Source organism: Cohnella sp. GCM10027633 (genome assembly GCF_042675445.1).
In the GTDB taxonomy this organism is placed as follows: Bacteria; Bacillota; Bacilli; order Paenibacillales; family Paenibacillaceae; genus Cohnella.
In genome coordinates, this window is sequence record NZ_JBHTGV010000005.1 from 268,217 (window position 1) to 289,454 (window position 21,238).

19 protein-coding genes are annotated in these 21,238 nt (G+C 58.8%); 12 read left to right on the top strand and 7 right to left on the bottom strand.

The features are described 5' to 3' along the window. The first annotated feature begins 94 nt into the window (after window positions 1–94). The 3 genes from ACFQZG_RS14780 to ACFQZG_RS14790 all read left to right on the top strand — a co-directional run bounded on the left by ACFQZG_RS14780 (window position 95) and on the right by ACFQZG_RS14790 (window position 2,816). Window positions 95–979, top strand: a complete 885-nt coding sequence (locus ACFQZG_RS14780) for an alpha/beta fold hydrolase (protein WP_378153766.1) — start codon at window positions 95–97, stop codon at window positions 977–979. Between the two features lie 71 nt (window positions 980–1,050). Then, window positions 1,051–1,884 (top strand): non-homologous end joining protein Ku, encoded by an 834-nt coding sequence (ku, locus tag ACFQZG_RS14785; RefSeq protein ID WP_378153768.1) that lies wholly within the window; start codon window positions 1,051–1,053, stop codon window positions 1,882–1,884. Window positions 1,885–2,012: 128 nt separating this feature from the next. Continuing rightward, window positions 2,013–2,816, top strand: a complete 804-nt coding sequence (locus tag ACFQZG_RS14790; RefSeq protein WP_378153770.1) for a peptidoglycan-binding domain-containing protein — start codon at window positions 2,013–2,015, stop codon at window positions 2,814–2,816. 47 nt (window positions 2,817–2,863) lie between these two features. Here the strand turns inward: ACFQZG_RS14790 and ACFQZG_RS14795 are convergent, their stop codons facing one another. Both ACFQZG_RS14795 and ACFQZG_RS14800 read right to left on the bottom strand, forming a co-directional pair. Then, window positions 2,864–3,853 carry a hypothetical protein gene (locus ACFQZG_RS14795; RefSeq protein ID WP_378153772.1) on the bottom strand — a complete coding sequence of 330 codons (990 nt, stop codon included), beginning with the start codon at window positions 3,851–3,853 and terminating at the stop codon, window positions 2,864–2,866. Continuing rightward, window positions 3,840–4,193 (bottom strand): PadR family transcriptional regulator, encoded by a 354-nt coding sequence (locus tag ACFQZG_RS14800; RefSeq protein ID WP_378153774.1) that lies wholly within the window; start codon window positions 4,191–4,193, stop codon window positions 3,840–3,842. The genes ACFQZG_RS14795 and ACFQZG_RS14800 overlap by 14 nt, the downstream gene beginning before the upstream one ends. A gap of 291 nt (window positions 4,194–4,484) precedes the next feature. On the opposite strand from ACFQZG_RS14800, the gene ACFQZG_RS14805 reads away from it, so the two are divergent. Further along, on the top strand, window positions 4,485–5,183 hold the full coding sequence (locus ACFQZG_RS14805; protein ID WP_378153776.1) for a LytTR family transcriptional regulator DNA-binding domain-containing protein: 699 nt from the start codon (window positions 4,485–4,487) through the stop codon (window positions 5,181–5,183). Here ACFQZG_RS14805 and ACFQZG_RS14810 read toward each other — a convergent pair. Further along, entirely contained in the window at window positions 5,180–6,463 is a 1,284-nt protein-coding gene (locus tag ACFQZG_RS14810; protein WP_378153778.1) for an ABC transporter substrate-binding protein, read from the bottom strand. The two genes, ACFQZG_RS14805 and ACFQZG_RS14810, sit on opposite strands and share 4 nt — an antisense overlap. Window positions 6,464–6,816: 353 nt before the next feature. Between ACFQZG_RS14810 and ACFQZG_RS14815 the strand changes: the two genes are divergently transcribed. The 3 genes from ACFQZG_RS14815 (at window position 6,817) to ACFQZG_RS14825 (ending at window position 9,692) form a co-directional block, all read left to right on the top strand. Then, window positions 6,817–8,625: a family 43 glycosylhydrolase gene (locus tag ACFQZG_RS14815; protein ID WP_378153780.1), complete on the top strand. Its 1,809-nt coding sequence runs from the start codon at window positions 6,817–6,819 to the stop codon at window positions 8,623–8,625. A 234-nt stretch (window positions 8,626–8,859) separates the two neighbouring features. Next, the gene (locus ACFQZG_RS14820) at window positions 8,860–9,327 is read left to right on the top strand and encodes a MarR family winged helix-turn-helix transcriptional regulator (protein WP_378153782.1); all 468 of its coding nucleotides are present in this window, start codon (window positions 8,860–8,862) and stop codon (window positions 9,325–9,327) included. After that, window positions 9,324–9,692, top strand: a complete 369-nt coding sequence (locus ACFQZG_RS14825; RefSeq protein WP_378153784.1) for a VOC family protein — start codon at window positions 9,324–9,326, stop codon at window positions 9,690–9,692. The genes ACFQZG_RS14820 and ACFQZG_RS14825 overlap by 4 nt, the downstream gene beginning before the upstream one ends. On the opposite strand, the gene ACFQZG_RS14830 is transcribed toward ACFQZG_RS14825, so the two are convergent. The 3 genes from ACFQZG_RS14830 to ACFQZG_RS14840 form a co-directional block, all read right to left on the bottom strand. Next, window positions 9,680–9,988, bottom strand: a complete 309-nt coding sequence (locus ACFQZG_RS14830; protein WP_378153785.1) for a hypothetical protein — start codon at window positions 9,986–9,988, stop codon at window positions 9,680–9,682. The genes ACFQZG_RS14825 and ACFQZG_RS14830 overlap by 13 nt on opposite strands. A gap of 262 nt (window positions 9,989–10,250) precedes the next feature. After that, window positions 10,251–10,745 carry a hypothetical protein gene (locus tag ACFQZG_RS14835; protein ID WP_378153787.1) on the bottom strand — a complete coding sequence of 165 codons (495 nt, stop codon included), beginning with the start codon at window positions 10,743–10,745 and terminating at the stop codon, window positions 10,251–10,253. A 12-nt stretch (window positions 10,746–10,757) separates the two neighbouring features. After that, window positions 10,758–13,019, bottom strand: a complete 2,262-nt coding sequence (locus ACFQZG_RS14840) for a hypothetical protein (protein WP_378153788.1) — start codon at window positions 13,017–13,019, stop codon at window positions 10,758–10,760. Window positions 13,020–13,442: 423 nt separating this feature from the next. On the opposite strand from ACFQZG_RS14840, the gene ACFQZG_RS14845 reads away from it, so the two are divergent. The 5 genes from ACFQZG_RS14845 to ACFQZG_RS14865 all read left to right on the top strand — a co-directional run bounded on the left by ACFQZG_RS14845 (window position 13,443) and on the right by ACFQZG_RS14865 (window position 20,706). Further along, complete coding sequence (locus ACFQZG_RS14845; RefSeq protein WP_378153790.1) at window positions 13,443–15,737, top strand: AraC family transcriptional regulator; 2,295 nt, start codon at window positions 13,443–13,445, stop codon at window positions 15,735–15,737. A gap of 272 nt (window positions 15,738–16,009) precedes the next feature. Beyond that, window positions 16,010–16,978 carry an ABC transporter permease gene (locus ACFQZG_RS14850; protein ID WP_378153791.1) on the top strand — a complete coding sequence of 323 codons (969 nt, stop codon included), beginning with the start codon at window positions 16,010–16,012 and terminating at the stop codon, window positions 16,976–16,978. A 15-nt stretch (window positions 16,979–16,993) separates the two neighbouring features. Further along, window positions 16,994–17,893, top strand: coding sequence for a carbohydrate ABC transporter permease (locus ACFQZG_RS14855; RefSeq protein WP_378153793.1), 900 nt, complete (start codon window positions 16,994–16,996; stop codon window positions 17,891–17,893). A gap of 33 nt (window positions 17,894–17,926) precedes the next feature. Further along, entirely contained in the window at window positions 17,927–19,588 is a 1,662-nt protein-coding gene (locus ACFQZG_RS14860) for a type 2 periplasmic-binding domain-containing protein (protein ID WP_378153795.1), read from the top strand. 68 nt (window positions 19,589–19,656) lie between these two features. After that, window positions 19,657–20,706 (top strand): glycoside hydrolase family 88/105 protein, encoded by a 1,050-nt coding sequence (locus ACFQZG_RS14865; protein WP_378153796.1) that lies wholly within the window; start codon window positions 19,657–19,659, stop codon window positions 20,704–20,706. 239 nt (window positions 20,707–20,945) lie between these two features. Here the strand turns inward: ACFQZG_RS14865 and ACFQZG_RS14870 are convergent, their stop codons facing one another. Beyond that, window positions 20,946–21,185 carry a DUF3951 domain-containing protein gene (locus ACFQZG_RS14870; protein ID WP_378153797.1) on the bottom strand — a complete coding sequence of 80 codons (240 nt, stop codon included), beginning with the start codon at window positions 21,183–21,185 and terminating at the stop codon, window positions 20,946–20,948. Window positions 21,186–21,238 lie beyond the last annotated feature (53 nt).

Consider the following 21,238-nt stretch of genomic DNA (forward strand, 5'->3'; position numbering starts at 1 on the left):
CTCCCTTGTCTTGTCGTTGCTCGTCGCTTTACAGGTCTCTTTATGTGCCCTATAATTGATAATCATTCTCAATTATAAGAACTGAGGGATAACGATGTCGAGTGTTGCCACGCATACGTTCGGCGACAGCCGCTATATCCGCACCGCCGACGGGCGCCGGTTGCATTACATGGAGAAGGGCGAGGGGGACGTAACCGTCGTATTCGAATCCGGTATGGGCTTCTCCCGCTCGACCTGGGGCTTGGTGCAACCGCTCGTCGCCTCGCATGCTCGCGCCGTCGTCTACGATCGGGCGGGGACGGGTAGAAGCGAGCCGGATCCGGAGTCAAGGACGCTTGAGAGAATCGCCGACGATCTGAACGGCTTGTTGACCGAGCTCGGCCCGGGTCCGTTCATTCTCGTCGGACATAGCTGGGGAGGGCCGATCGTCCGGACCGCGGCGGCGCTCGATCCGACGCGCATTCGCGGACTCGTGCTGGTCGATCCGTCGGACGAGCATTGCGAGTTGTACTTCGCGGAAGCTTCGCTTAAGCATTTTGCCAGAATGAATAAGTTGATCCCGCTCTTAGCCAGACTCGGTCTCTATCGCCTGATGGGCAGCGTTCCCGGACGCGTTCAACCGCCGGACGTCTATAGCGATCATCGTCGCGAGGACTTCACCGTGCAAGCGGCGAAGGCGATGGTCGCGGAAGGTCTACCTTTCGTCGCGGAGCTGCAGGCTTTGCGAGACCGGGCCATTCCGCTCGGCGAGACGGAAGTCGCCCTGATATCCGGGACTCACGTCTCGCGGATGGAGCGGAAGATCCGGCCGGCGCTTCATGAAGCGCATCGGAAGACGGTCGCCGCGCTGCCTGCGGGACGGTTGATCGAAGCGACCCGGTCGGGACACATGATTAACTACTCCGAGCCGGGGTTGATCGCGGACGAGATTAAGCGCATGATCGATTCATATATGCACTCTTCTATTCTAGCAACATAGCTTCGTTAGTATCATTCCCTCTCTTATCGTCAATAACTAGACGATGAGAACATTGCGAGGGGGAGAGCGGCATGCACGCGATGTGGAAAGGCACGATACAGATCGCCAAGATTCAAATCCCGGTTAAGCTGTACGCGGCGACGGAAGACAAGGAGCTCTCGCTGAAGCAGACTCATGCGGATTGCGGAGGTTCCATCTCGCATTTGAAGCACTGCCAAGCGTGCGATACGAAGGTGGAACCGGAACACATTCGCAAGGTGTACGATCTTGGCGGCGGCAACGTCGTAGAACTGACCGAAGAGGAACTGAAGGGAATTACGCCAGCGGCGTCCAAGACGATGATCGTCGAACAATTCGTGGGCGAAGCGGAGATCGACCGGATCCGGATGAAGAAGCATTACTACCTGGGGACGGACGAGGTGGGAGCGGAGGCGTTCCGGTTGTTCCATGCAAGCTTGTCTCAATCGGGCAAGCTCGGCATCGGCTACGTTACGCTTCGTTCCGTCCAGAGCTTGGCCGCGATCTGGCCGACGGCGGACGGCTTGGTTCTGTCGACGATGCTGTATGAGGACGAGATACGCGCGATGAATAAGGCGGAGGTGCCGTTGCACACGGCGTCGAGGCCGATATCGGAGGCGCACTTGTTCGTCTTCAACCAATTGATACAAGCGATGACCGCCAAGTACGAGGGAGCCAAGTACGAGAATCGATACGATAACGCGCTGCGGGCGCTCATCGACCGCAAGATCACGAAGCTCGCGCCGAGAGCCCGAGCAGCCGAAGATCATCCGGCTTTGCAATGGAATACGGGGCTGGAGGATTTGTTGTCGTCTTTATCGACCAGTCTGGATTACATCCAAGAGGGCGACGCGTTCGCGCAGCCGGACGTCGACCGAATGCATTGACGAGAAAGAGTCGAGGGGGGTCCCCTCGGCTCTTTATTGTATTGGCCGAATAGCCCAAAAGAAATGTTGGGTATAGTAATGGCTGTCGTAAAAACTCGGCGATATCCCAATGGAAGGTGGCTTGTTGAATGGAAGGAAGCAATGGCTCCCGTCGGCAACGGGGGAGGATCTCGAGGACGGCGGCCAAGATTCTCGGATCGGCAATATTAGCCGTATCCCTCATGGTTTGCCTGCCGAATGTAAGCTCCGCGGTCGGCAAGGGAGCGCGCGGTCCGGACGTATACGTCATACAAGGGATGCTCAAGTCGATCGGAAGCTACGCGGGAATGATAGACGGGCACTATAACGCGTTGACGGTAAAAGGCGTTAAGCATTATCAGAAGAAGCATGGCCTTCCGGTAACCGGCGCCGTGGATAATCGGACGCTGCAATCGATGGTCTATTCGTACTACAGCGTGAAGAGCGGTTCGCAAATGCGCGGTAAAAGCAGAGGCAACGGCCGCGGTCACGGCGGCGGCATGGGCGGTGGCGCAGGCGGCGGTGCCGGTGGTGGCGCAGGCGGCGGTGCTGGCGGCGGCGCAGGCGGTGGTGCTGGCGGTGGTGCAGGTGGCGGCGCAGGCGGAGGTGCTGGCGGCGGCACGGGCAGCGACCAAGGCAACGGGATTACCGGCGGCGAAGACGAAGGCCAAGGCGGCGGTCAAGGCGCGGGCCGGGAAGAGAACGAGCGCAAACAGGAACGCGTGAGAATCGAGGACAAGGGTAAGGTCGAAGAGAAGGGTAAGGTCGAAGAGAAAGTCGAAGATAAAGGCAATGTCCAAGACAAGGGTAAGATCGAAGAGAAAGTCGAAGATAAAGGCAATGTCGAGAACAAAGGCAACGGATTCGGCAAGGATCAAGGCCAAGGCAGCAAAGAAAACGATAGCGCGGATTAACCGTCGAAAGACACCGCTCCTCGGGAGCGGTGTCTTTCCGTTGCGGATTATTTCCGGGCTTTGATCAAGCCGTGGATGCCGTCCCAAGCCATGGCGACCGAGGTAAACGCCGCGAGCACGTACGTACCCGTCTCCCAGCCGTTCTTGAAGGCGTCGAGGTCGGCTTCCACCTCCGTCGCGAACGTCGAGATGAAGATATCGGAGAATATGGCCGAATTCAATAAGAAGGCGCAGACGAACGCGATGTTGCAGACGTTGAACAGAAGATTCAGCCATGCGAGATGCGCGGTCCACTTCTGCTGGATCAGCTTGAGCGTCGCGAGAACGACGCTGAACGCCGTCAACGCAAGCAGGAACGGCACGTACGGGCGAAGCTCCGATTCGTTGAACACCGGGACGACGCTCCAATCGCCGTTCACGTTCGAATACCAGCCGAGCAGCTCCGGATAGAAGCTGATCGCGATGCCGAAGACGATGCCCACGACGATGGAGAAGATCGACTCGCTCTTAGCGATGGAACGGGGATGGGAAGCGGGAGCTTCGTTCAAGTCCTTGATCGTCCACGGCTTGCCCGTATACGGCCATTGAGAGTACTTTTTGTCTGCCCGCTCCAAGAGAGCGAAGATGAGCGTCACGCCGCCGAACACCGGGAGGACGGCTTGGAACGCCATGACGATCGATTCGACGAGCACGCGGACGAGCAGCTCGAACGGTCCGTCCCCTTGGGCATCCGTAAGCACGCTTACGAACGCCGCGACCGGGATGGCGAGCCCCGCGATGATCGAGACGATCTTCAGCACGTAAATATAATTGCCGTATAATCCGGGACTGATCACATATCGTTTGTTCTCGCGATATTGTTCCGCCATTTCGGCCGGATTGCCTAGCGACAGCAATACGCGATGAACGTCGGCTTCTTCGCAAGGCTCGGGCAGCATGTCATCGATATTCGACCGAAGCTCGCGCTCCACCTCCGCTCTCGACTTCTCCGGCAACCGCTTAATGACCGCGTACACGTAACGATCAATGACTTCCATCTTCTTCGCCTCCTAATAGTCGATCGATCTGGCGCGTCATGCCCCGCCAGTTGTCGCTCAGCTTCTCGAAGATCTGCGTGCCGGTCGCGCTAAGCGTATAGTACTTCCTCGGTCGGCTCTCCGCCGTATCCCAGTCGCTCGTCAGCATGCCTTGCTTCTCTAGCCGCCTCAAGAGCGGATACAGCGTACCGGCCTCGATGTCGACGTTCTTGTCGACCAAGTCCTGGAGAAGGGAGTAGCCGTACTTGGGCGTTCGCAATTGGCTGAGGACGGCCAGCGTGAGCGTGCCTCGTTTCAATTCCACTTCGAACGCGGATAACAGTTCCTCGAACTGGGACATTATGGTCACCTCTTACTCACAATATAATGTACGTCATACACTAATGTCAATCATACATTAAATTTATATTCACAATAATATGAAAACGATCAGTGTCCATCAATAAGAGAGGCCGACACTCCCTACGGGGAGTACCGGCCTTCCATGCTTGGCTGTCGGCGAACTCGTTATTTCGACAGACGGTCACGGTTAGAAGCGATTCCATAGCAACTCATACATTCAACAGTTTCCAATCGATGTCTTTTTTGTGAGAATGACTGTAGATAATCGGCGAGGGGAGCGGAGATATCGATGAACGCCAGTCCGGGTGCAAGGATGGAGGATATCGTAACGGCGGTACTCGGAATACGGAATTCCGGAGACCGGGAGAAGATCTGCTCATTCCTGGAGAAGCTTAACTTCGTCATTCATGTCTCGACCGGCTCCTTGACTCGTTACCATACGGCTTGCGAGACGTATGGTCCGGATGTCGTGATCGTCGATGCGTACTTCGACCGCTTCAACGAGCGGGTCGCGAAGGTTCGTTACGATCGCGAATGCGCGTACGAGAGCTTCATCTACGATATCTTGGACGCCAAACATCGGATGAACGTCCTGAAGGTCGAGTCGCTCTGCAGAATAGGGATCATGGATACGCCGCTCTTGATCGCCATTAAGCAAGAGAACCGCAAAGCGGTGCTCGTTAACGAATATTGCATCGTCTGCATCGAGAAGACGGGGCCGAGGTTATCCCGGATTCGCATGTACGACGGCAAGGTCATCGAGACGCGAATGCCGCTTCTCGAGCTTAAGCAGAAGAGCGGCGGACTCATGCTCTATGCTACGCAGAGTCATCTTATCAATAGGCGATACGTGGACAGAATCGTCCCCGATCCGTTCGTCGCGGGCAACTTCATGATTCATCTCCGGCAATGCGATCAAGCGATTCCTCTATCGAGAAAATATTATAAATCCTTCGTGGAGCATTCCTACGCGAAGTTGCCGAATTAGTCGGGATCGGCCGTGGACCGCGCAAGGTCGTATTCTTCGGCTAATTCGGTCAGCAATCCGCGCATCTCTTCGTCCGGGCCCTCAAGTAGCGGTTCCATCAAGCTCTCGGACAAGACGTACAACTCGTCGCTCAGCGACAAGTCGCGCATATTCCCGATCTCGGACAAGACGACTCGTTCCTCGCTCGTTCTCTCGGTACGGGAGGAGGATAACGCGAGAGCGCCCAAGTTCGTCCCGATGTCCGCGTCCGCGTCTGCGGAGCGAACGATCTCCATGATGAATTTCAAGGCGGCGTCCGGATTGCCGCCGTTCTTCGGCATGCACAGCAAGCGGATTCCCGAAGCTGCGTTCACGTGGGTTCCGTCGGCGGAAGAAGGCAGTTCGACGAGTCCGAGCCGATCGCCGAGCGCTTGCTTGAACGTCGGATAGAACGTCGCGGATTCCAGGATCATGCCGACTTGGTTTTTCCCGAACGCCTGCTGGTAATCTTGAATGCCCAATACGGTTCCTCGCGAATCTGAATCCCAGTTCCATACCGGGGGAGAGATTCGACGCTCCGCGATCAAGCGCTTGGCCCATTGGAAGGCGTGAATCGTTGCGTCGCCGTTCAGGAAGCCTTCGGCCGAGTTATCGTTCCCGGGATCGACGAACATGCCGCCGAAGCTATAGATGAGCGGAGATAAGTAGTACGGATTATAGGGCAGCACGCTGCCGTAACACGGGGGCTCCGCATCGGCGCAGTTCGCGTCCATGATCCGCGCGGATAGCTCGGAATAGCCTTCCCACTGCCAAGAGCGATCGGGATACGCCAGATTGGCGTTATCGAACCATTGTTTATTGTAGTAAATCACGAAAGGGTCCGCGTAGAAGGGAATTCCGAATAATCCGTCTTCGCCGTTCGTCAGGTCGCGAAGCGAGGGGAAGACGTTGTTGGAGATGACGTCGTCCAGCTGCGGGAAGGCGCTCATCCCCGCGAGATACCCCTCCTCGTTGAAGAAACGGGCTTCTTCGAATGTCAACAACAGGACGTCCGAAGCATCGTTCTGCAGGAGGGACAGCAGCTCCGTTCGTCTGTTCTCGTATGCGGTATCGGGATTGCCGGCTCGTTCGATCGTCAGACCCGTCTTCTCCTCCAGCTCGGACAAGCTCTCGGCGATCGTCGCGAAGTCTCCGTACAGTCGAAGAGGTGCGTCCGACTCGGGCGGGGAATCGAACAGGGAGCAGGCGGAGCAACTGAATCCCATGCATAGAACGATCGTGATCGCGAGCAGATTTCTCAAGAAGCGGTCCACCTCCGGCAGTAACAAGCAGAGCGTCGAAGAGACCGCCTCTGTATTCGTTATATACGGCCGCGCCCGCGCTTTCCATGCCAACGGCATAGGTGGCTTCCGAGACGGCGTATGTGGCGATCCCTCTTCCCGCCATGCACCGGCAACAAGCCAAGAACGACCGGGCAAAGTTTAATATCGCCTCGCTACGGGAGCGGGGACCGGCATTGTAAGCTAGAGGTGAATCGCAGCATTACAGGATTATCCATTGAATCCTTGGGGAGGGATGTTCGGCAGGTCGAAGGGCAGCATGCGCAGGCATAAGGAGCGCAATCCGAATTCATAGGAGACAAGGAGGCAAGTTAATGGGCAAAAAGCGCTTAAGCGCGTTATTGTCGTGTTCGATGCTATTGTCGGTCTTATTCGGCTTCTCGTCTTACTCATCGGCGGCGGATCCCGTCGTCACGTCCGGCAACCCGATCATCACGAGTATGTTCACCGCCGATCCTTCGGCGCGCGTATGGAGCGACGGCCGGATTTACGTTTACGCGTCGCACGATATTTTCCCGTCGCAGGGCAGTAACCTGATGGATAAGTATCACGTCTTCTCGTCGGATAATATGGTCGACTGGGTGGACGAGGGAGAGATACTGCGCGCGGACGACGTGCCGTGGGGACGGCCGGAGGGCGGCTTCATGTGGGCTCCCGACGCCGCGTATAAGAACGGGACGTACTACTTCTACTTCCCGCACCCGAGCGACACGAACTGGAACAACTCTTGGAAAATAGGCGTGGCGACGAGCAGCCAGCCGGATGCCGGCTTCACCGTTCAAGGCTATATCGGGGGACTGCCCGGCGGCAACCTGATCGATCCGAACGTGTTCCGAGACGACGACGGCTCGTACTATCTGTATGCCGGGGGCGGTGCCGTCAGTTACGGAGCCAAGCTTGGCGCGGACATGACGTCGATCGACGGGCCGCTTAAGCAGTTCACCGAGCTGTACGATTATCATGAGGCGCCATGGGTATTCAAGCGTAACGGCGTGTACTACATGACGTATGCGGACGGCAATCCGGGCGCGAACCGGATGCGTTACGCGACCAGCACCAACCCGCTCGGACCGTGGACGAACCGCGGCGTCCTGCTCGATTCGGTGGCGAACAGCGAGACGACGCACGGGTCGGTAGTGGAGTATAAGGGCAATTGGTATCTCTTCTACCATAACGCGAAAATCTCCGGCAACGGCACGCTGCGCAACACGAGCGTGGACCGGCTATACTTCAACCCGGACGGAACGATCCAGCAAGTCGTCCAGACGAACGACGGAGTCCCGGCGGTCGGACCGCGTTCGGCCGCGACCGAGGTCAAGTATTACGACTTGGTTAACGCGACTTACAGCGAATACACCCAGAAGACGGAGTACGCCATGACCGCCGGCAACGTGACGTTCGGCGGAGGGGCGACCCGGCCGGGGGCGAACATCGAGAACTTGCACGTTCAAGGCTCCTATATTCAGTTAACCGGCATTAACGGCGGAGCGGGCGGCAAGGCGCTCTTGACGGTGCACTACGCGACGAACGACGGCGGGCCGGCATTCAAGGTCGATTCGAGCGGCGATCCTTACGGCGACGGGTATTATCTGGGCTTGCCGAACACGGGAGGCTGGGGCAACTATACCGGCCAAGCGAAACGTCTCGTCGATCTGAACCCGGGCACGAACAACGTCATCAAGCTGAACGGCGGTAACGGCGGAGCTAACGTGTCCAAGGTGAGCGTGTCGCTCATCCCGTCCGGCGGCGGACAGGAGACGCAGTATCCCGTGAGCGGAAGCAACGTGACCGTCGGGGGAGGAGCGACCAAGGCGAGCGTGAGCATCGAGAACATGCATATCCCGGGCGCTTACTTCCAGGTGAGCGGCGTGAACGGCGGCACGGGCGGCCAGGCGCAAGTGACCGTCGTCTACGGCTCCGCGGACAGCCAGTCGACGTTCGGCGTAGTCGTCGGCAGCAACAACTACTCGCTGACATTGCCGGGAACGGGCGGCTGGAGCACGTATACCGGCAGCGTCAGCCGGCTCGTAACCCTCGCCGCGGGGACGAACAACGTCATTCGGTTCAACGGCGGCTCGGGCGGGGCGAACGTCACCCGCGTTATCGTGAAGCTTAATCCATAACGAACGCGGGAGCCCCGCGATTATGACAAGGCCGTCTCGTGCAACGATCGGGTTGCGCGCGGGCGGTCTTTTTAACGTCGGTTTGCGAGGCGCTGCGAACAGGTTACTGATTAGGTGGATGGCGTCTCTGCTCCTATCACCGACAATGAGAGATAATAGTTGCAATAGCACCCTTTTTACAGTATGATAAATGCAAATAGTTGCAATAACATCCTATCAAAGGGGGCGAGCGAGTTGAAAGAACGATGGAAGCCGGACAATACGAATGCCGCGGAATCGCACGGTCATTACATCTCGGCGATCTACCGCCATATGCAGATTCTGATCTCCGCCGAACTGGCGCCTTTCCGCATCGGCAGCGGTCAGTATATCTTCCTGATGGCGATCGCGTACGGGCAGCCCGTCACGCAGAAGGCGCTCAGCGAGCAACTGCTCATCGACAAGACGACTACAGCCAAAGCGATCGCGAAGCTGGAGGCGGAAGGGTACGTGCGGAGGGAAGCCGATCCGTCGGATAACCGGTACCAATTGCTGTACTTGACCGAAGCGGGAGGGGAAGTCGTGCCGAAGGTGCAGGAGGCGCTCGGGCGGGTCAAGAGCAAGACGCGCAAGGGCATATCCGACGAGGAATACGACGTATTGCTCGGATTGCTGCGGACCGTGCTCCGCAATGTGAGCGCAAGAGAGGAGTTGCCGGAATGATCGCGATGCCTTTCATCGTAGTGGACGACTGCAAAGAAGAAATTCGGTATTATCAAAGCGTGTTCGGCGGCGAGATCGAGATTTTGCGCAAGCAGGGAGACGAGGTGCTGAACGCGGATTTGCGCGTCGGCGGGGCTACCTTGAAGTTCGCGGATACGCGAGCGGCGAAGCCGGCCGCGAAGGGCGATTACGTCCGGGTGTTCCTGAAGATCGATACGGAGCCGCGGTTCCGGTCCGTCTACGAGTCGCTCGCAGCCGGCGGGACGATCCAGGCGGAAGCTTACGAGGCGCCGTTCGACGGCTTGCTCGCGATCGTGACCGATAGGAACGGCGTCTGCTGGGTGCTGTCTTATTACCGAAGCTGACGGTCCTCGGACGAGCCGAAGAACTCGCCCGCGAACGAGACGAAGGTCTTCACCAGCGCCAGCTCCCTCGATTCCTCCCGGTAGATCATCCACGATCTGCGGGTCAGCGCCTCGCCGTCTTGGCGAACGAGCGGGTACACATGAAGATCCGCGGCGTCCTCCAGAACGATGGACGGCACGATCGCGTATTCGATTCCCTTCTTCGCCATCCGCAACAACAGCTGCTTGCGGTCAGGCCAAGCGTAATCGCCGCGAATGAGCCCGACGTGGACCTCTTGCTTATAGACGTCGTGCACCAATTGCGAGCTCCAAGCGGTCGCGGCTTTCACCTCGACTTCGGGGGCGGTTTCTGGAGACGCCGTATCGGGAGACGGTCTCGTGCACCTTCGGGGCGGACGGCCGCATCGTCGTCGAATGTTCGGTGAACGTCTCTCAGACCCGGCGTGTCGAAGCTTCCTCCGGTCGCGGGGCGAATGCCGCGTTAGTCAAACAAGGGCCGCAAGGTTGCCGAATCGGCAATCTCGCGGCCCTTGCGGGCAGGATGGAGACGAATACATCTTATTGAACCTCGACGAGGAGCCGGTCCATGAATTGATGCAGCTGGTGAAGGATGAGCCCGTTCACCCGGTCGAGGTGCCGAACGCCTTCCTCATCCTGCAGCCAATCGCCCCTTACCATCGCGTTGTGTTTGAAGAAGAGCGCTCCGCCTTCCTCCAGCACGCCGAAGGCGCCGACGGGGAGCGTCAGATTGAGGGAGGCGCAGGCGCGCAGCAGCGCATCCTGTTTCTCCGGCGGCGTCCGGTCCCGCAGCACGGCGAACGACTGCAGCAGATAGACGCCTTCGTGAGCGGCTTCTTCCAAGCCGGGGACGAAGCTCATCTCCAGCAGCAGCGAATCGTCCTGGGAGCCGATCTCCTCGAATCGAATAAGCAACGACGCGTACGGGGCCGCTTCGTCCGGATCCGCCAACTTCGCGGGGATCCCGTGATCATGGTAGTGCTTAAGCAGCTTGCTTAGCACGGAATAGGCGAACGAGGATGTAGAATCGTTCATGTGGACGCTCCTCTAGGTGTGCAATTTTTTGGCGATCAGATCTTTGCCCGGCTTCTCCTTGGTCTTATCGATCTTCAGGCCGATGTTCTCGATAATCTGCATGCTCTCCTTGTCGTCGCCCTTGACGCCGCTGTCGAACAGCATGCCGGCCAAGTCGGTGACGAGCTGCGAATAGCATTGCCCCGTGTTGTTGAAGCCGTTCTTCTCGAGGAGCCCTTGCCGGATCTTGTCCCGTTCGATGCCTTTGTTAGCCGGCAACGCCGCCGCTTCGTCGACCTTGAGCGCCTTGTCGACGAATGCTTCCTTGCGTTTGTACTTCTTATAGAACTTCGCGATCGCGGCGACGCCGCCGAGAATGGCGCCGAGGGCGATAAGGATCGGTCCGGCGGGCGAAGCGGCTGCCGCGATCATGAGCGCGCCGCCGACGACCATCGCGGCGCCTTTGATCGCCGTCATGCCGCTCTTGGACTTGTTCATCTCCTGCGTCGACTTGCCGAGATTCGCCGCCATCAGCTGCTGCTTGGCGAGGTCGCCTTCGCTCGCGGCGAGCCGGTCCTCGACCTGGCCGAGCGCCTTGGCATTGCGCCTGCCTTCGAGATAGCCGGCGGCTCCGCTGACCATGTAGGCCGCGCCGCCCGCGACTCCGCCAATGCCGGCCGCCATCGTCGCGGCGCCGCTCGCGGCCATGCCGCCGGCCAAGCGCACGCTGTTGACCGTGCCGGCGGATACCCGCGCGAGATCGGAGAGACCGCCCGCGCCTTCGCCGACCGCTTGCTGTACTTTGCCCGTCGCGCTAAGCGACTCGTCGTAGTTCTGGGTCGCGTTGTAGACTTGCGAGATCGCGGCGACGCCGCCGAGCACGCCGGCTACCGGAGCTGCTCCGAGCGCCGTGCCCTTGGCACCGGCCGCGCCGAGCGCCTGGCTGATCGTGGCGGAGCCGGAGACGCCGCCGACGGCGCTGGACGTGCCGATCGCCGCGTAGTTGGCGTAATCGCGATCCTGGTCCGCATTGTAGTTGGTCGTATCGATCTTCTTCGCGTCGCGGCTCGCCGCGGAGAACTTGTCCCAGTCCACGGTCTTCGTGAAGATGCCGGTCAGCATCTTCTTCTGCACGAATTCGAGCGTGACGTTCGTCTTCGTACCGCACATCGCTTTGATCGCTTCCATCTTCTGTTCCGGCGTAAGGGCGTCGAAGAAGCCGAACAGGCCGGACTTCTTCTCGGAGGTAGCCCGCTCCTTGAACCAGTTATACACGGCGTTGTAGCTGCCCTTGCCCTGCAGATCGGCCGGAATCTTCGGCGTTTCGATCGCTCCGCCGCCTCCGGGCGCGGCGGCTGCCGGAGCGGCAGGCGCCGCGGATGCGGGTCCCGCAGGTGCCGTCGAGGCAGGATCGGCGGCAGGAGCCGGAGCTGGAGCGGGCGCTGCCGGATCGACCGCGGCAGGCGCCGCCGGATCCGCGGAAGCGGGCGCTGCCGGAGCCGCAGCAGCCGAAGCAGGCGCGGCCGCCGGAGCGGCGGAAGAGCCGCTAGACCCGTACAGATTGCCCGGCCGCATCGGCATCGTCGGCTGAGCGATCCGCGGAAGGGGAGCCGCAGGTGCCGGAGCAGCCGCTGCTGCGGGAGCAGGCGCTGCCGCGGGAGCAGGCGCCGCGGATGCGGCGGAAGCTGGCGAGGCCTCAAGCGGATCGGCTGCGCCGGGATCCGCGACCGGCGATTCCGGCGCGGCAGGGTCTGAAGCCGAAGGCTCGGCTGCCGCGGGCTCCGCCGCTGCCGGGGCCGCGCTCGCAGGCGCGGCGGGAGCCGCCGAGCTCGAAGCCGCTTCCGCCGCCGCGGACTCCGCGACCGGAGCTGCTTCCGGAGCAGCGGGAGCCGCCGGGTGAGCCGCGGCAGATACCGGATCCGCCGCAGCAGCAGATGCCGAATCCGCTGCGGCCGGCTCGGCCACTGCCGGCCCGGCCGTCGGAGCCGCCGCCGGAGTCGCCGGAGCGGCTGCCGAACCGATAGACCCGTACAGATTGCCAGGCCGCATGGCCATCGGCGGTTGGGCGATCCGCGGCAAGGGAGCCGCCGCGCCGCCTCCGCCTCCGAGCATGCCCAACACCGCCTGATTGCCGGTGGCGCGCTGCAGGTGGACCATCTGCGAAGGGGACAATTCCTGCGAGGGAGCGGCGAACGCCGCGCCGGGCGACGATTGAGGCGCGCTCGCCGCGGGCGATACGGTCGGCGTCGACGTAGCGGACTTGTTATTATTCGACTTATGTGCGGGAGCTGGCACCGGAACCTCTCCATTTCATGGCATTTTACTATAACCGTTCCATATATACAGGAATATCGTACCACAATCTCCCGACTTTTGTACCACTATTTCTACAAGTATAGACCAGGCTCGACATGGCGTTCTGGAACCGGCGCGAGCACGAAACGGCATCCCAATAATTTAGGGTTATATTAGGCCGCTTCGCTCCTGTATAATACGTTCTATCCCTCTGTTCGCCTGCCGCGCTTCCGGCGAATATCGCACGATAGGTCAGTAATTCCCACCATCGTATATTGTTGGTCTTCACGCAATATTTTACAATGCTAGAGAATTGACCCGGGAGAGCACGAGAACTTCGAGGATATATACGCGTTACTATTATTGTAAGCGCTCTATCGCGATCGGCCCATGCCGACGCTCGTTCCGGAGAGGAGAGACCGAATGAAACGAATTCCGATGATGCTGCAGCTGGCGCTTATTCTGTTCTGCGTCATGGCCATCCCGATGGCGATCCTGACCTGGTATAGCGGCGCGCAGATTCTGCAAAATTCGGAGAGCGCCATCGCGGAATCCTCCTTGGCGGGCCTGAACGCGAACCGCAAGCTGAACGAGAACGCGCTGAACAACCTGGCCCAGGACGCCGTGCGCATCTCCGCGACCAAGATTTACGACCGTATTCGCCCGTTCGAGACGTTCGAAGAGCTGAACGCCAAATACAGCAACGTCGTCAACGCGCAAGCCGTCCTGCAGGAGCTGCTGAACCTGAACCACCGGGTCAACGGCGTCTACTCGTCTTACTTCTACTTAAGCGAGTCGGATTACGTCGTCTCGACGGACAAAGGCATTACGACGCTCGAGAGATACGGGTCGATCGACTGGATCGACGAAGCGCTCATCGGCAGAAGGGGCATCGGCGGCGTATGGTTTCCGCGGCAATTATCGACCGGAGTGAACGTGCTGTCGTACGTGCTGCCGCTTAACCGATTATTGACGACGACGCGGGGCGTTCTCGTCGTTAACCTGCGAGAGAGCCAGATCGGCGAGTACCTGCGCACCTCGGAACCCGGCAAACACGGATACCTGCTGCTCGAGCCGGACGGTACGCTGATCTCCCACAACGACAAGAATCTGGTGCTTACGGACGGCAAACAGCTACCGTATATCCAAGACATACTTGCCGGCGCTTCCAAGGAAGGCTATGCGTTCCACGAACGAGACGGCGAGCGAATGATCTATACGTGGTCGAGATCGCCGCAGTTCCGTTGGTGGAACGTCAACATCTATTCCATGGACGAGCTGATGATGAAGTCTCACGGCTTGCAGCGCAACATCGTCCTGCTCACGATCATCATCATCGCCGCGGGCACCGTGCTGACCGTCTTCCTCGCGACGTGGCTGTCGAAGCCGGTGCGAGAGCTGGCCCGGTTAGTCCGCGCGCGCAGCAAGAATATGGTCGTCTCGAATAAGAACGAGCTCGTCTTCCTCGACGCGGCGTTCAGGCGCATACAGGATGAGGGCGAAGGGCTGTACAAGCTGTTGCAAGAGAGGGAGCAGGATACCCGCAGTCTCGCGATCCACCATCTGCTGCAGGGCGAAGTAACGAAGCAAATCGCGGAGTTGTTCCCGTTGCCCGATTACCGCGTCGCCGTCGTCTCGATCGACGGATACAGGCGGTACGTGGGCAAGACGAATCCGGAAACTCGCAATTACCACCGGTATCTGTTCGTCTCGAACAGCGAGGGCAAGTTCCCGGATGGCATGCAGGTCCGATGCGTCTACCAGGGCGAAGGCTGCTTCGCGATCGTCATCAACTACGGACCGTCCGAGCAGGACGAAGACGGCTCGGAGCGGATCGGCGGCGCTCTCGCCGCGATTCGCGACGATGCGGCGGAGCTGTTCGGCCACTCGGTGACGATCGGCGTCAGCGGCAAGGCGGACGATAGCGCGGCCGTCTCCGATCGGGCGGTCGAAGCGATGGACGCCATCAAGCATCGCATGATCGAAGGCGGAGGCGGCATCACCTACTGGCGGCCGGAAGCCGAACCGCCTTCGAAGTACGTGTATCCGGCCAACAGCGAGCGCCGCATTCTGAACTTCTTGGATCGCGGCGACCAGGACAGCCTCATGAAAGAGCTGGAGCAGATCCGAAGCGAGATCCGGTCCGCAGAATCGATCTCGTACGATAATATTCTGTTCATCTATCACCAATTGGTCGGCGTCGCGATCAAGCACCTGAGAGAGAACAACATCAGCACTTCGCGCATCTTCGGCGGGCGGGGCAATATCTACTCCGCGATCGCTTCCTTCGACACGCTGGACGAGCTGGAGGAATACTTGCGCGGCTTCTTCGCGGAGATCGCCCAGCATCTCGCGCGCAAGCCGGGCGAGGCGAATCACGGAGAACGGATCATCCGCTACCTGGAGGAGCACTTCCGCGAAGAGATCGTGTTCGAGGACATGGCGAAGGAGATCGGCATCAGCTATTCCTACATGCGCAAGATCGTGTTCGAGCTGACCGGCAAGAGCCTGATCGACTACACGAACCAGCTGCGAATCGACAAGGCGAAGAAATTGCTGCTGGAATCCGATCTGACGATGACCCAGATCGCGTCCGAGGTCGGCTACTACAATATCCAGAGCTTCAACCGGTTTTTCCGCAAGTACGAGGGCATGCCTCCGAGCGGCTACCGCGCGCTCAAGAACGGGACGCCGGATCGCGAAGCGGAAGACGAATAAGCAAGACGCTTAGGAGCCGCTTTCCCGGTCCGATATCCGACCGATGAAAGCGGCTTCATTTTTTGCTCATGCCGATCATTTTTGATTATCGCCAGCACCATAATCGCCCGAGAACCGCGTAACGGCGCGGGTTAATCAAAAATGATCGCGTCTATCAATACTCACGATTTACGCTGGCGATGTAAGCGGTTTATGATGCAGTCACACCCCGCCAAGGTCAGACGCCAACGACGGCCGACCAAGGGAGCCCGATTCCAGAGGAGGTGAAAACCATGAAGATTGAAAGCGCTTCAGCCATTCGTGAAACCGCTTTAAAGAACAACCTAATACCGGGTAACCGAGGGGGAGCCAACTTCCTCCGGCGGGATTGGCAGCTCTATCTGATGCTGATGCTTCCGTTAGCCTTCGTCTTGGTTTTCAAGTACGGACCGATGAGCGGTCTCGTGCTCGCGTTCAAAGACTACAAGATCGCCAAAGGGTTCTGGGGGAGCGATTGGGTCGGCTTCCAAGTGTTCCAAGAGATTTTCGACAGACCCGACTTCCTAAGAGCGGTGCGCAACACGCTCATGCTGAACAGCTTGGATCTCATCTTCAGCTTCACGGCGCCGATCTTGCTCGCGCTGCTGCTGAACGAGATCAAGAGCGTCAGATTCAAGCGCGTTAACCAGACGGTCCTGTATCTCCCGCACTTCCTCTCGTGGGTCATCATCGGCGCGATCGCTTACCAGCTTCTTAGCGAAGGCAACGGCGCGGTCAACAACTTGATCGAGATGATGGGCGGACAACGAATCCCATTCCTGCAGGACGATGCGAATTGGCTGATCACGTACTTGGCTATCGGAGTCTGGCAGAGCATGGGATGGGGCACGATCATCTATCTCGCTTCCATCAGCAGCATTAACCCGGATTTGTACGAGGCGGCTACCGTGGACGGGGCCGGACGCTGGCGCAAAGTATGGAACGTCACGCTGCCCTCCATTCGCCCCACGATCGTCACCTTGCTAATTCTGAACCTGGGAAGAGTCATGGAAGGCTCGTTCGAACGCGTCTATGCGCTGGCGAACAAGGCGACTACCGAGTATACGACCACGATTCCGGTTCTCGTCTATCGCTGGGGGATCGAGAGCGGCAACTTCAGCAGGGCGACGGCGCTCGGACTATTCCAAGCCGTCATCGGACTTGTGCTCGTAATCGCAGCCGACCGCATTGCCAAGAAGCTCGGCGATGACGGGCTGATCTAGAAAGGAGGCGTACGCATGAGAACATCCGCCGGCACCATTGCCGTAAGCGGCAGGAAACGATTCGACATCTGGGATGTGCTGATCCGCCTCTCTCTGATCGCCACCTCGCTGGCTTGCTTGCTGCCGTTCGTGCACGTTCTGTCCAAGTCGTTCAGCGAGGACGCCTACGTCATCGCGAACAAGGTGTTCATCTGGCCGAAAGGCTTCACGATCGAGGCGTACAAGAAAATTTTCGCCGACGATAGCATCATTCAATCCCTGTACGTATCGATCATCTCGACGGCGCTGTTCACGGCGCTGGGCCTTCTCGTCACGATCTTCGCGGCGTATCCGCTATCGCGGAAGCAGTTCAGGGGTCGCACGCTGTTCACGATCATCTTCACCTTCACGTTATACTTCCACGGCGGCATTATTCCCGAGTACATGCTCGTGAACAACCTCGGCATGCTCGACACGTTATGGTCGATCATCCTGCCGCCGGCGTTCAGCGCGTTCAACTTCCTCATTATGAAGACCGCGCTTACGCATAGCATCCCGGTCAGCCTGGAGGAATCGGCACGCATCGACGGCGCCGGACACTTCCGGATTCTGACGAGCATCGTGCTTCCGTTGTCCAAACCGATCATCGCGACGCTGTCTCTCTTCTACGCGGTCGGTCGTTGGAATACGTACCAAGACGCTTTGTTCTACATCAAGCAGAACACCGATTTGCGCCCGCTGCAACTCAAGCTGTATTATCTGGTCATTCAGGCGAGCGAGAGCTTCCAGCTGGAAGCGACGCAAGTATCGCTCAGCAATCCCGAGGTGTTGAAGGCTTCATGCGTCGTCTTCGCGACGGTGCCGATTCTTCTCATCTACCCGTTCATCCAGAAGTACTTCGTGCAAGGAGCGCTCCTCGGAGCGGTCAAGGAGTAACCCAAATTCGATTAATCAGGGGGAACAACGCACATGAGTAAAAAGAAAGTCATCACGTCGGCGCTGCTGACGGCAGTAATGGGAACGAGTCTTCTCGCAGGTTGTTCGAACGATAACAATAACGAAGCGTCGAGCAGCAGCCCTGCCGCATCGACGCCGGCAGCCAGCAGCTCGGCCAGCCCGAGCGAGAGCGCCGGCGGATTCGCGGACTACTCCAAGGGCTTCCCGGAGCGCGTAACGCTCGAGATCCCGGTATACGAGCGCGCGTTCGAAGGCTGGAACGTCACGGACAACTACTATACGCGTTGGGTGCAGAAGGAATTCGGCGACAAGTACAACATCGACGTGAAGTACGTTCCGATCACGCGCCAGAGCGAAGTGACGGACTACGAGCAGCTGCTCGCGTCCCATAAGGCGCCGGATATTATTTATCACTACGACATGCCCCAAGCGCTCGCTTACTATAGCGAGGAAGTCATGCAAGAGCTGAACTACGACGAGATCGCGAACTACGCGCCGACGTACTGGAAGAACATGAGCGCGACGATCGACCAATACGGCAAGGTCGACGGCAAGAACGCCTTCTTCTTCGCGGCTCGCCCGGCGGTCGACAACTTCACGACGCTCATCCGCCAAGACTGGGTTGAGAAGGTCGGCATGAAGGTCGAAGATCTGACGTCGCTCGAGAAGACGAACGAGATGCTCGCGAAGTGGAAGGAAGCCGGCCTCGGCGTCCTGGGCGGCGCGCTGACGCAGAACAACTACATCTTCAGCTACGGCTTCCGCGACTGGCCGATCGATCCGAAGCAGCGCGCCCTCTACTCCGACCTCGGCGTGGCGGACCTGACGAGCCCGGCGGGCGAGAAGTGGTTGCGCAACCTGAACGAACAAGTGAACAAAGGTCTCATCGACAAGGAATTCTACCTGCGCAACGACGACGCTAAGATCAAGGCCGAATTCGTCGCGGGCAAGACCGGCACGTACGGTCTGTACCTATCGAGCAACACCGACGTCATCGCCGCCACGCTGAAGAACCATCCGGAAGCCAAGTTCGCCGTATTGCCGCCGACCTCCGGCATTCCGGAAGGCAATAAGCCGCAACAGCGCGCTTACTGGCCGTTCGGCTTGATCATGGGCATCAACTACGAGTCGTCCGACATGGAACGCGCCGCGGTATGGATGTACCTCGAATGGCTGAGCCAGCCGGATAACCTGTTCTACATGCAGAACGGCGTAGAAGGCCAGAACTACACGCTGGACGCGGACGGTCTCCCTGTCAAGAATGCGGATTACAAAGGCGAGTCCGTCTTGTCGCAGAACAACAACAAAGACTATTCCGCGCTCGTCAGAGAAGGCGTGGAATTCCCGGATCCCGCGCTTACCCGCAAAGCGAACCTGCGCAACTGGTCGCCTGCAGGCTACGAATACTTGGCGGAAGATACGCTGAATTATTATGAACAAACCGCGGAATTCCGCACGCCGGACGCGCTATTCGGCGTCGTGCTCGAGAAGGTGAACGAGTACAAGGCGGATCTGAACTCCCTGTTCCAAGAGCTGTACGTGAAGGTCGCCCTGGCGAAGCCTGAAGATTTCGACAAGGCTTACGAGGAAGCGAAGAAGACGTACCTCGAGTCCGGTTACCAAGAGATTCTCGACGAGAAGCAAGCCGCGATCGACGCGGGTAAATTCAACTAATAGGTTACGAACAGCTTCCGGAGCCTCTGCCTTGCGCAGAGGCTTCGGATATAGATGGAGGAATCGAGATGAAAGCGAACGCGAACAAGGCCGAATTGCTTCGTATCGTCGATAACGTCGTCGAATACACGTTCGGAATGGACTTGACTTGGGATTGGCCGTGCGGCGTCGCCTACTACGGCATTAGCCGCGCGTTCGAGGTAACGGGAGAGAGGAAGTATCTCGACCGGATGGCCGCCTTCGCGGACGAATACGTCGAAGCGGGATTGCCGGCTGAATGGACGGTCAACACGTGCGCCATGGGTCACATGCTGGTTACCTTGTACGAGCAGACGGGGGAGCAGAAGTACCTCGATCTCATCATGAGCAAAGTCGATTACTTGGAGAATCGCGCGTTGCGCTTCGGCGACCGGGTGCTTCAGCATACGGTGTCGGCCAAGAACGATTTTCCCGAGCAGGCGTGGGCGGATACGCTGTTCATGGCGGGCTACTTCCTGCTGCGCGTCGGCGTGCTGCTGAAGGAGAAGCGGCTCGTCGACGACGCGCTGAACCAGTTCTTCTGGCATATCAATTACTTGCAGGACGAGGACGACAGCTTGTGGTACCACGGCTATAACCATATCGGCCAAGACCACATGTCGGGTATGTATTGGGCGCGCGCCAACGCTTGGGCGGCTTACACGATGTCCCGCGCGGCCGCCGGCGTGCCTGAAGGCTACTTATATCCGCCGATGATGCACATCTGGAGCGCCCTGCGCGACCAGCTCGCGGCGCTCAAGAAGCTGCAGCACGACGATGGCCTGTGGGGCACCGTGCTCGACTATCCGCAGGCGTACGGCGAAGTGTCCGCGACGGCGGGCATCGCGGCGGCGATGGTGACGCAGGGCAATCCGCTGCACGGGAAGTACGTGCAGAAGGCGCTGGACGGCGTCCTCGCGAACATCGCGCCGAACGGGCGCGTCATGAACGTCTCCGGCGGCACCGCCGTCATGAACGACATCGAAGGCTATCTGAGCATCGACAAGAAGTGGGCGCAAGGCTGGGGCCAAGGGTTGGCGCTCGCGTTCTTGACGGCGGTCATCGAACGCGTCGAGTTGGCGGAGCGGGATGGGGAATAAACGCATTGCATAAGGCGTAGGAGGGGCTGTTCCGATCTGGGACAGCCCCTTTCGCGCGAGGTGCGATGGTTTAGCGTTATGTGGTGGCACTATTTCGACTCGTGCGCGAGGTGGAATGGTTTAGCGTTATGTGACGGCGTTATTTCGACTCGTGCGCGAGGCGCGACGGTTTAGCGTTATGTGACGGCGTTAATTCGATTTGTGCGCAAGTTGCGATGGTTTAGCGTTATGTGATGGCGTTATTTCGACTCGTGCGCATATCGAAGCCTATCCTTATCGTCGCCTTGGTCATCCTCATCTTCATGTTCTTCTTTCTCCTCGTGAAACTCGACCGACGAGTGACCGGTTATGTGATCGAATGGCGCGTAATTGGCGGTAGGAAGTTCTCGCTTGCCTACGATCTTAATAACGATCATGCCTATCCAAGCAAGAATGGCGAGAAAAGAAAACAAAACGATACCGAAAAGCAAGTAAGCCATGGAAATATCCCCCATTCTATAGTTGTTAGGAATACGAACTGATGGATAACAAG

Excerpts from the sequence above, each read along its gene's own strand:
- ACFQZG_RS14780 (WP_378153766.1), top strand. The coding sequence starts at position 95 with ATGTCGAGTGTTGCCACGCATACGTTCGGCGACAGCCGCTATATCCGC.
- ku (WP_378153768.1), top strand. The coding sequence starts at position 1,051 with ATGCACGCGATGTGGAAAGGCACGATACAGATCGCCAAGATTCAAATC.
- ACFQZG_RS14790 (WP_378153770.1), top strand. The coding sequence starts at position 2,013 with ATGGAAGGAAGCAATGGCTCCCGTCGGCAACGGGGGAGGATCTCGAGG.
- ACFQZG_RS14795 (WP_378153772.1), bottom strand. The coding sequence starts at position 3,853 with ATGGAAGTCATTGATCGTTACGTGTACGCGGTCATTAAGCGGTTGCCG.
- ACFQZG_RS14800 (WP_378153774.1), bottom strand. The coding sequence starts at position 4,193 with ATGTCCCAGTTCGAGGAACTGTTATCCGCGTTCGAAGTGGAATTGAAA.
- ACFQZG_RS14805 (WP_378153776.1), top strand. The coding sequence starts at position 4,485 with ATGAACGCCAGTCCGGGTGCAAGGATGGAGGATATCGTAACGGCGGTA.
- ACFQZG_RS14815 (WP_378153780.1), top strand. The coding sequence starts at position 6,817 with ATGGGCAAAAAGCGCTTAAGCGCGTTATTGTCGTGTTCGATGCTATTG.
- ACFQZG_RS14825 (WP_378153784.1), top strand. The coding sequence starts at position 9,324 with ATGATCGCGATGCCTTTCATCGTAGTGGACGACTGCAAAGAAGAAATT.
- ACFQZG_RS14835 (WP_378153787.1), bottom strand. The coding sequence starts at position 10,745 with ATGAACGATTCTACATCCTCGTTCGCCTATTCCGTGCTAAGCAAGCTG.
- ACFQZG_RS14845 (WP_378153790.1), top strand. The coding sequence starts at position 13,443 with ATGAAACGAATTCCGATGATGCTGCAGCTGGCGCTTATTCTGTTCTGC.
- ACFQZG_RS14850 (WP_378153791.1), top strand. The coding sequence starts at position 16,010 with ATGAAGATTGAAAGCGCTTCAGCCATTCGTGAAACCGCTTTAAAGAAC.
- ACFQZG_RS14855 (WP_378153793.1), top strand. The coding sequence starts at position 16,994 with ATGAGAACATCCGCCGGCACCATTGCCGTAAGCGGCAGGAAACGATTC.
- ACFQZG_RS14860 (WP_378153795.1), top strand. The coding sequence starts at position 17,927 with ATGAGTAAAAAGAAAGTCATCACGTCGGCGCTGCTGACGGCAGTAATG.
- ACFQZG_RS14865 (WP_378153796.1), top strand. The coding sequence starts at position 19,657 with ATGAAAGCGAACGCGAACAAGGCCGAATTGCTTCGTATCGTCGATAAC.
- ACFQZG_RS14870 (WP_378153797.1), bottom strand. The coding sequence starts at position 21,185 with ATGGCTTACTTGCTTTTCGGTATCGTTTTGTTTTCTTTTCTCGCCATT.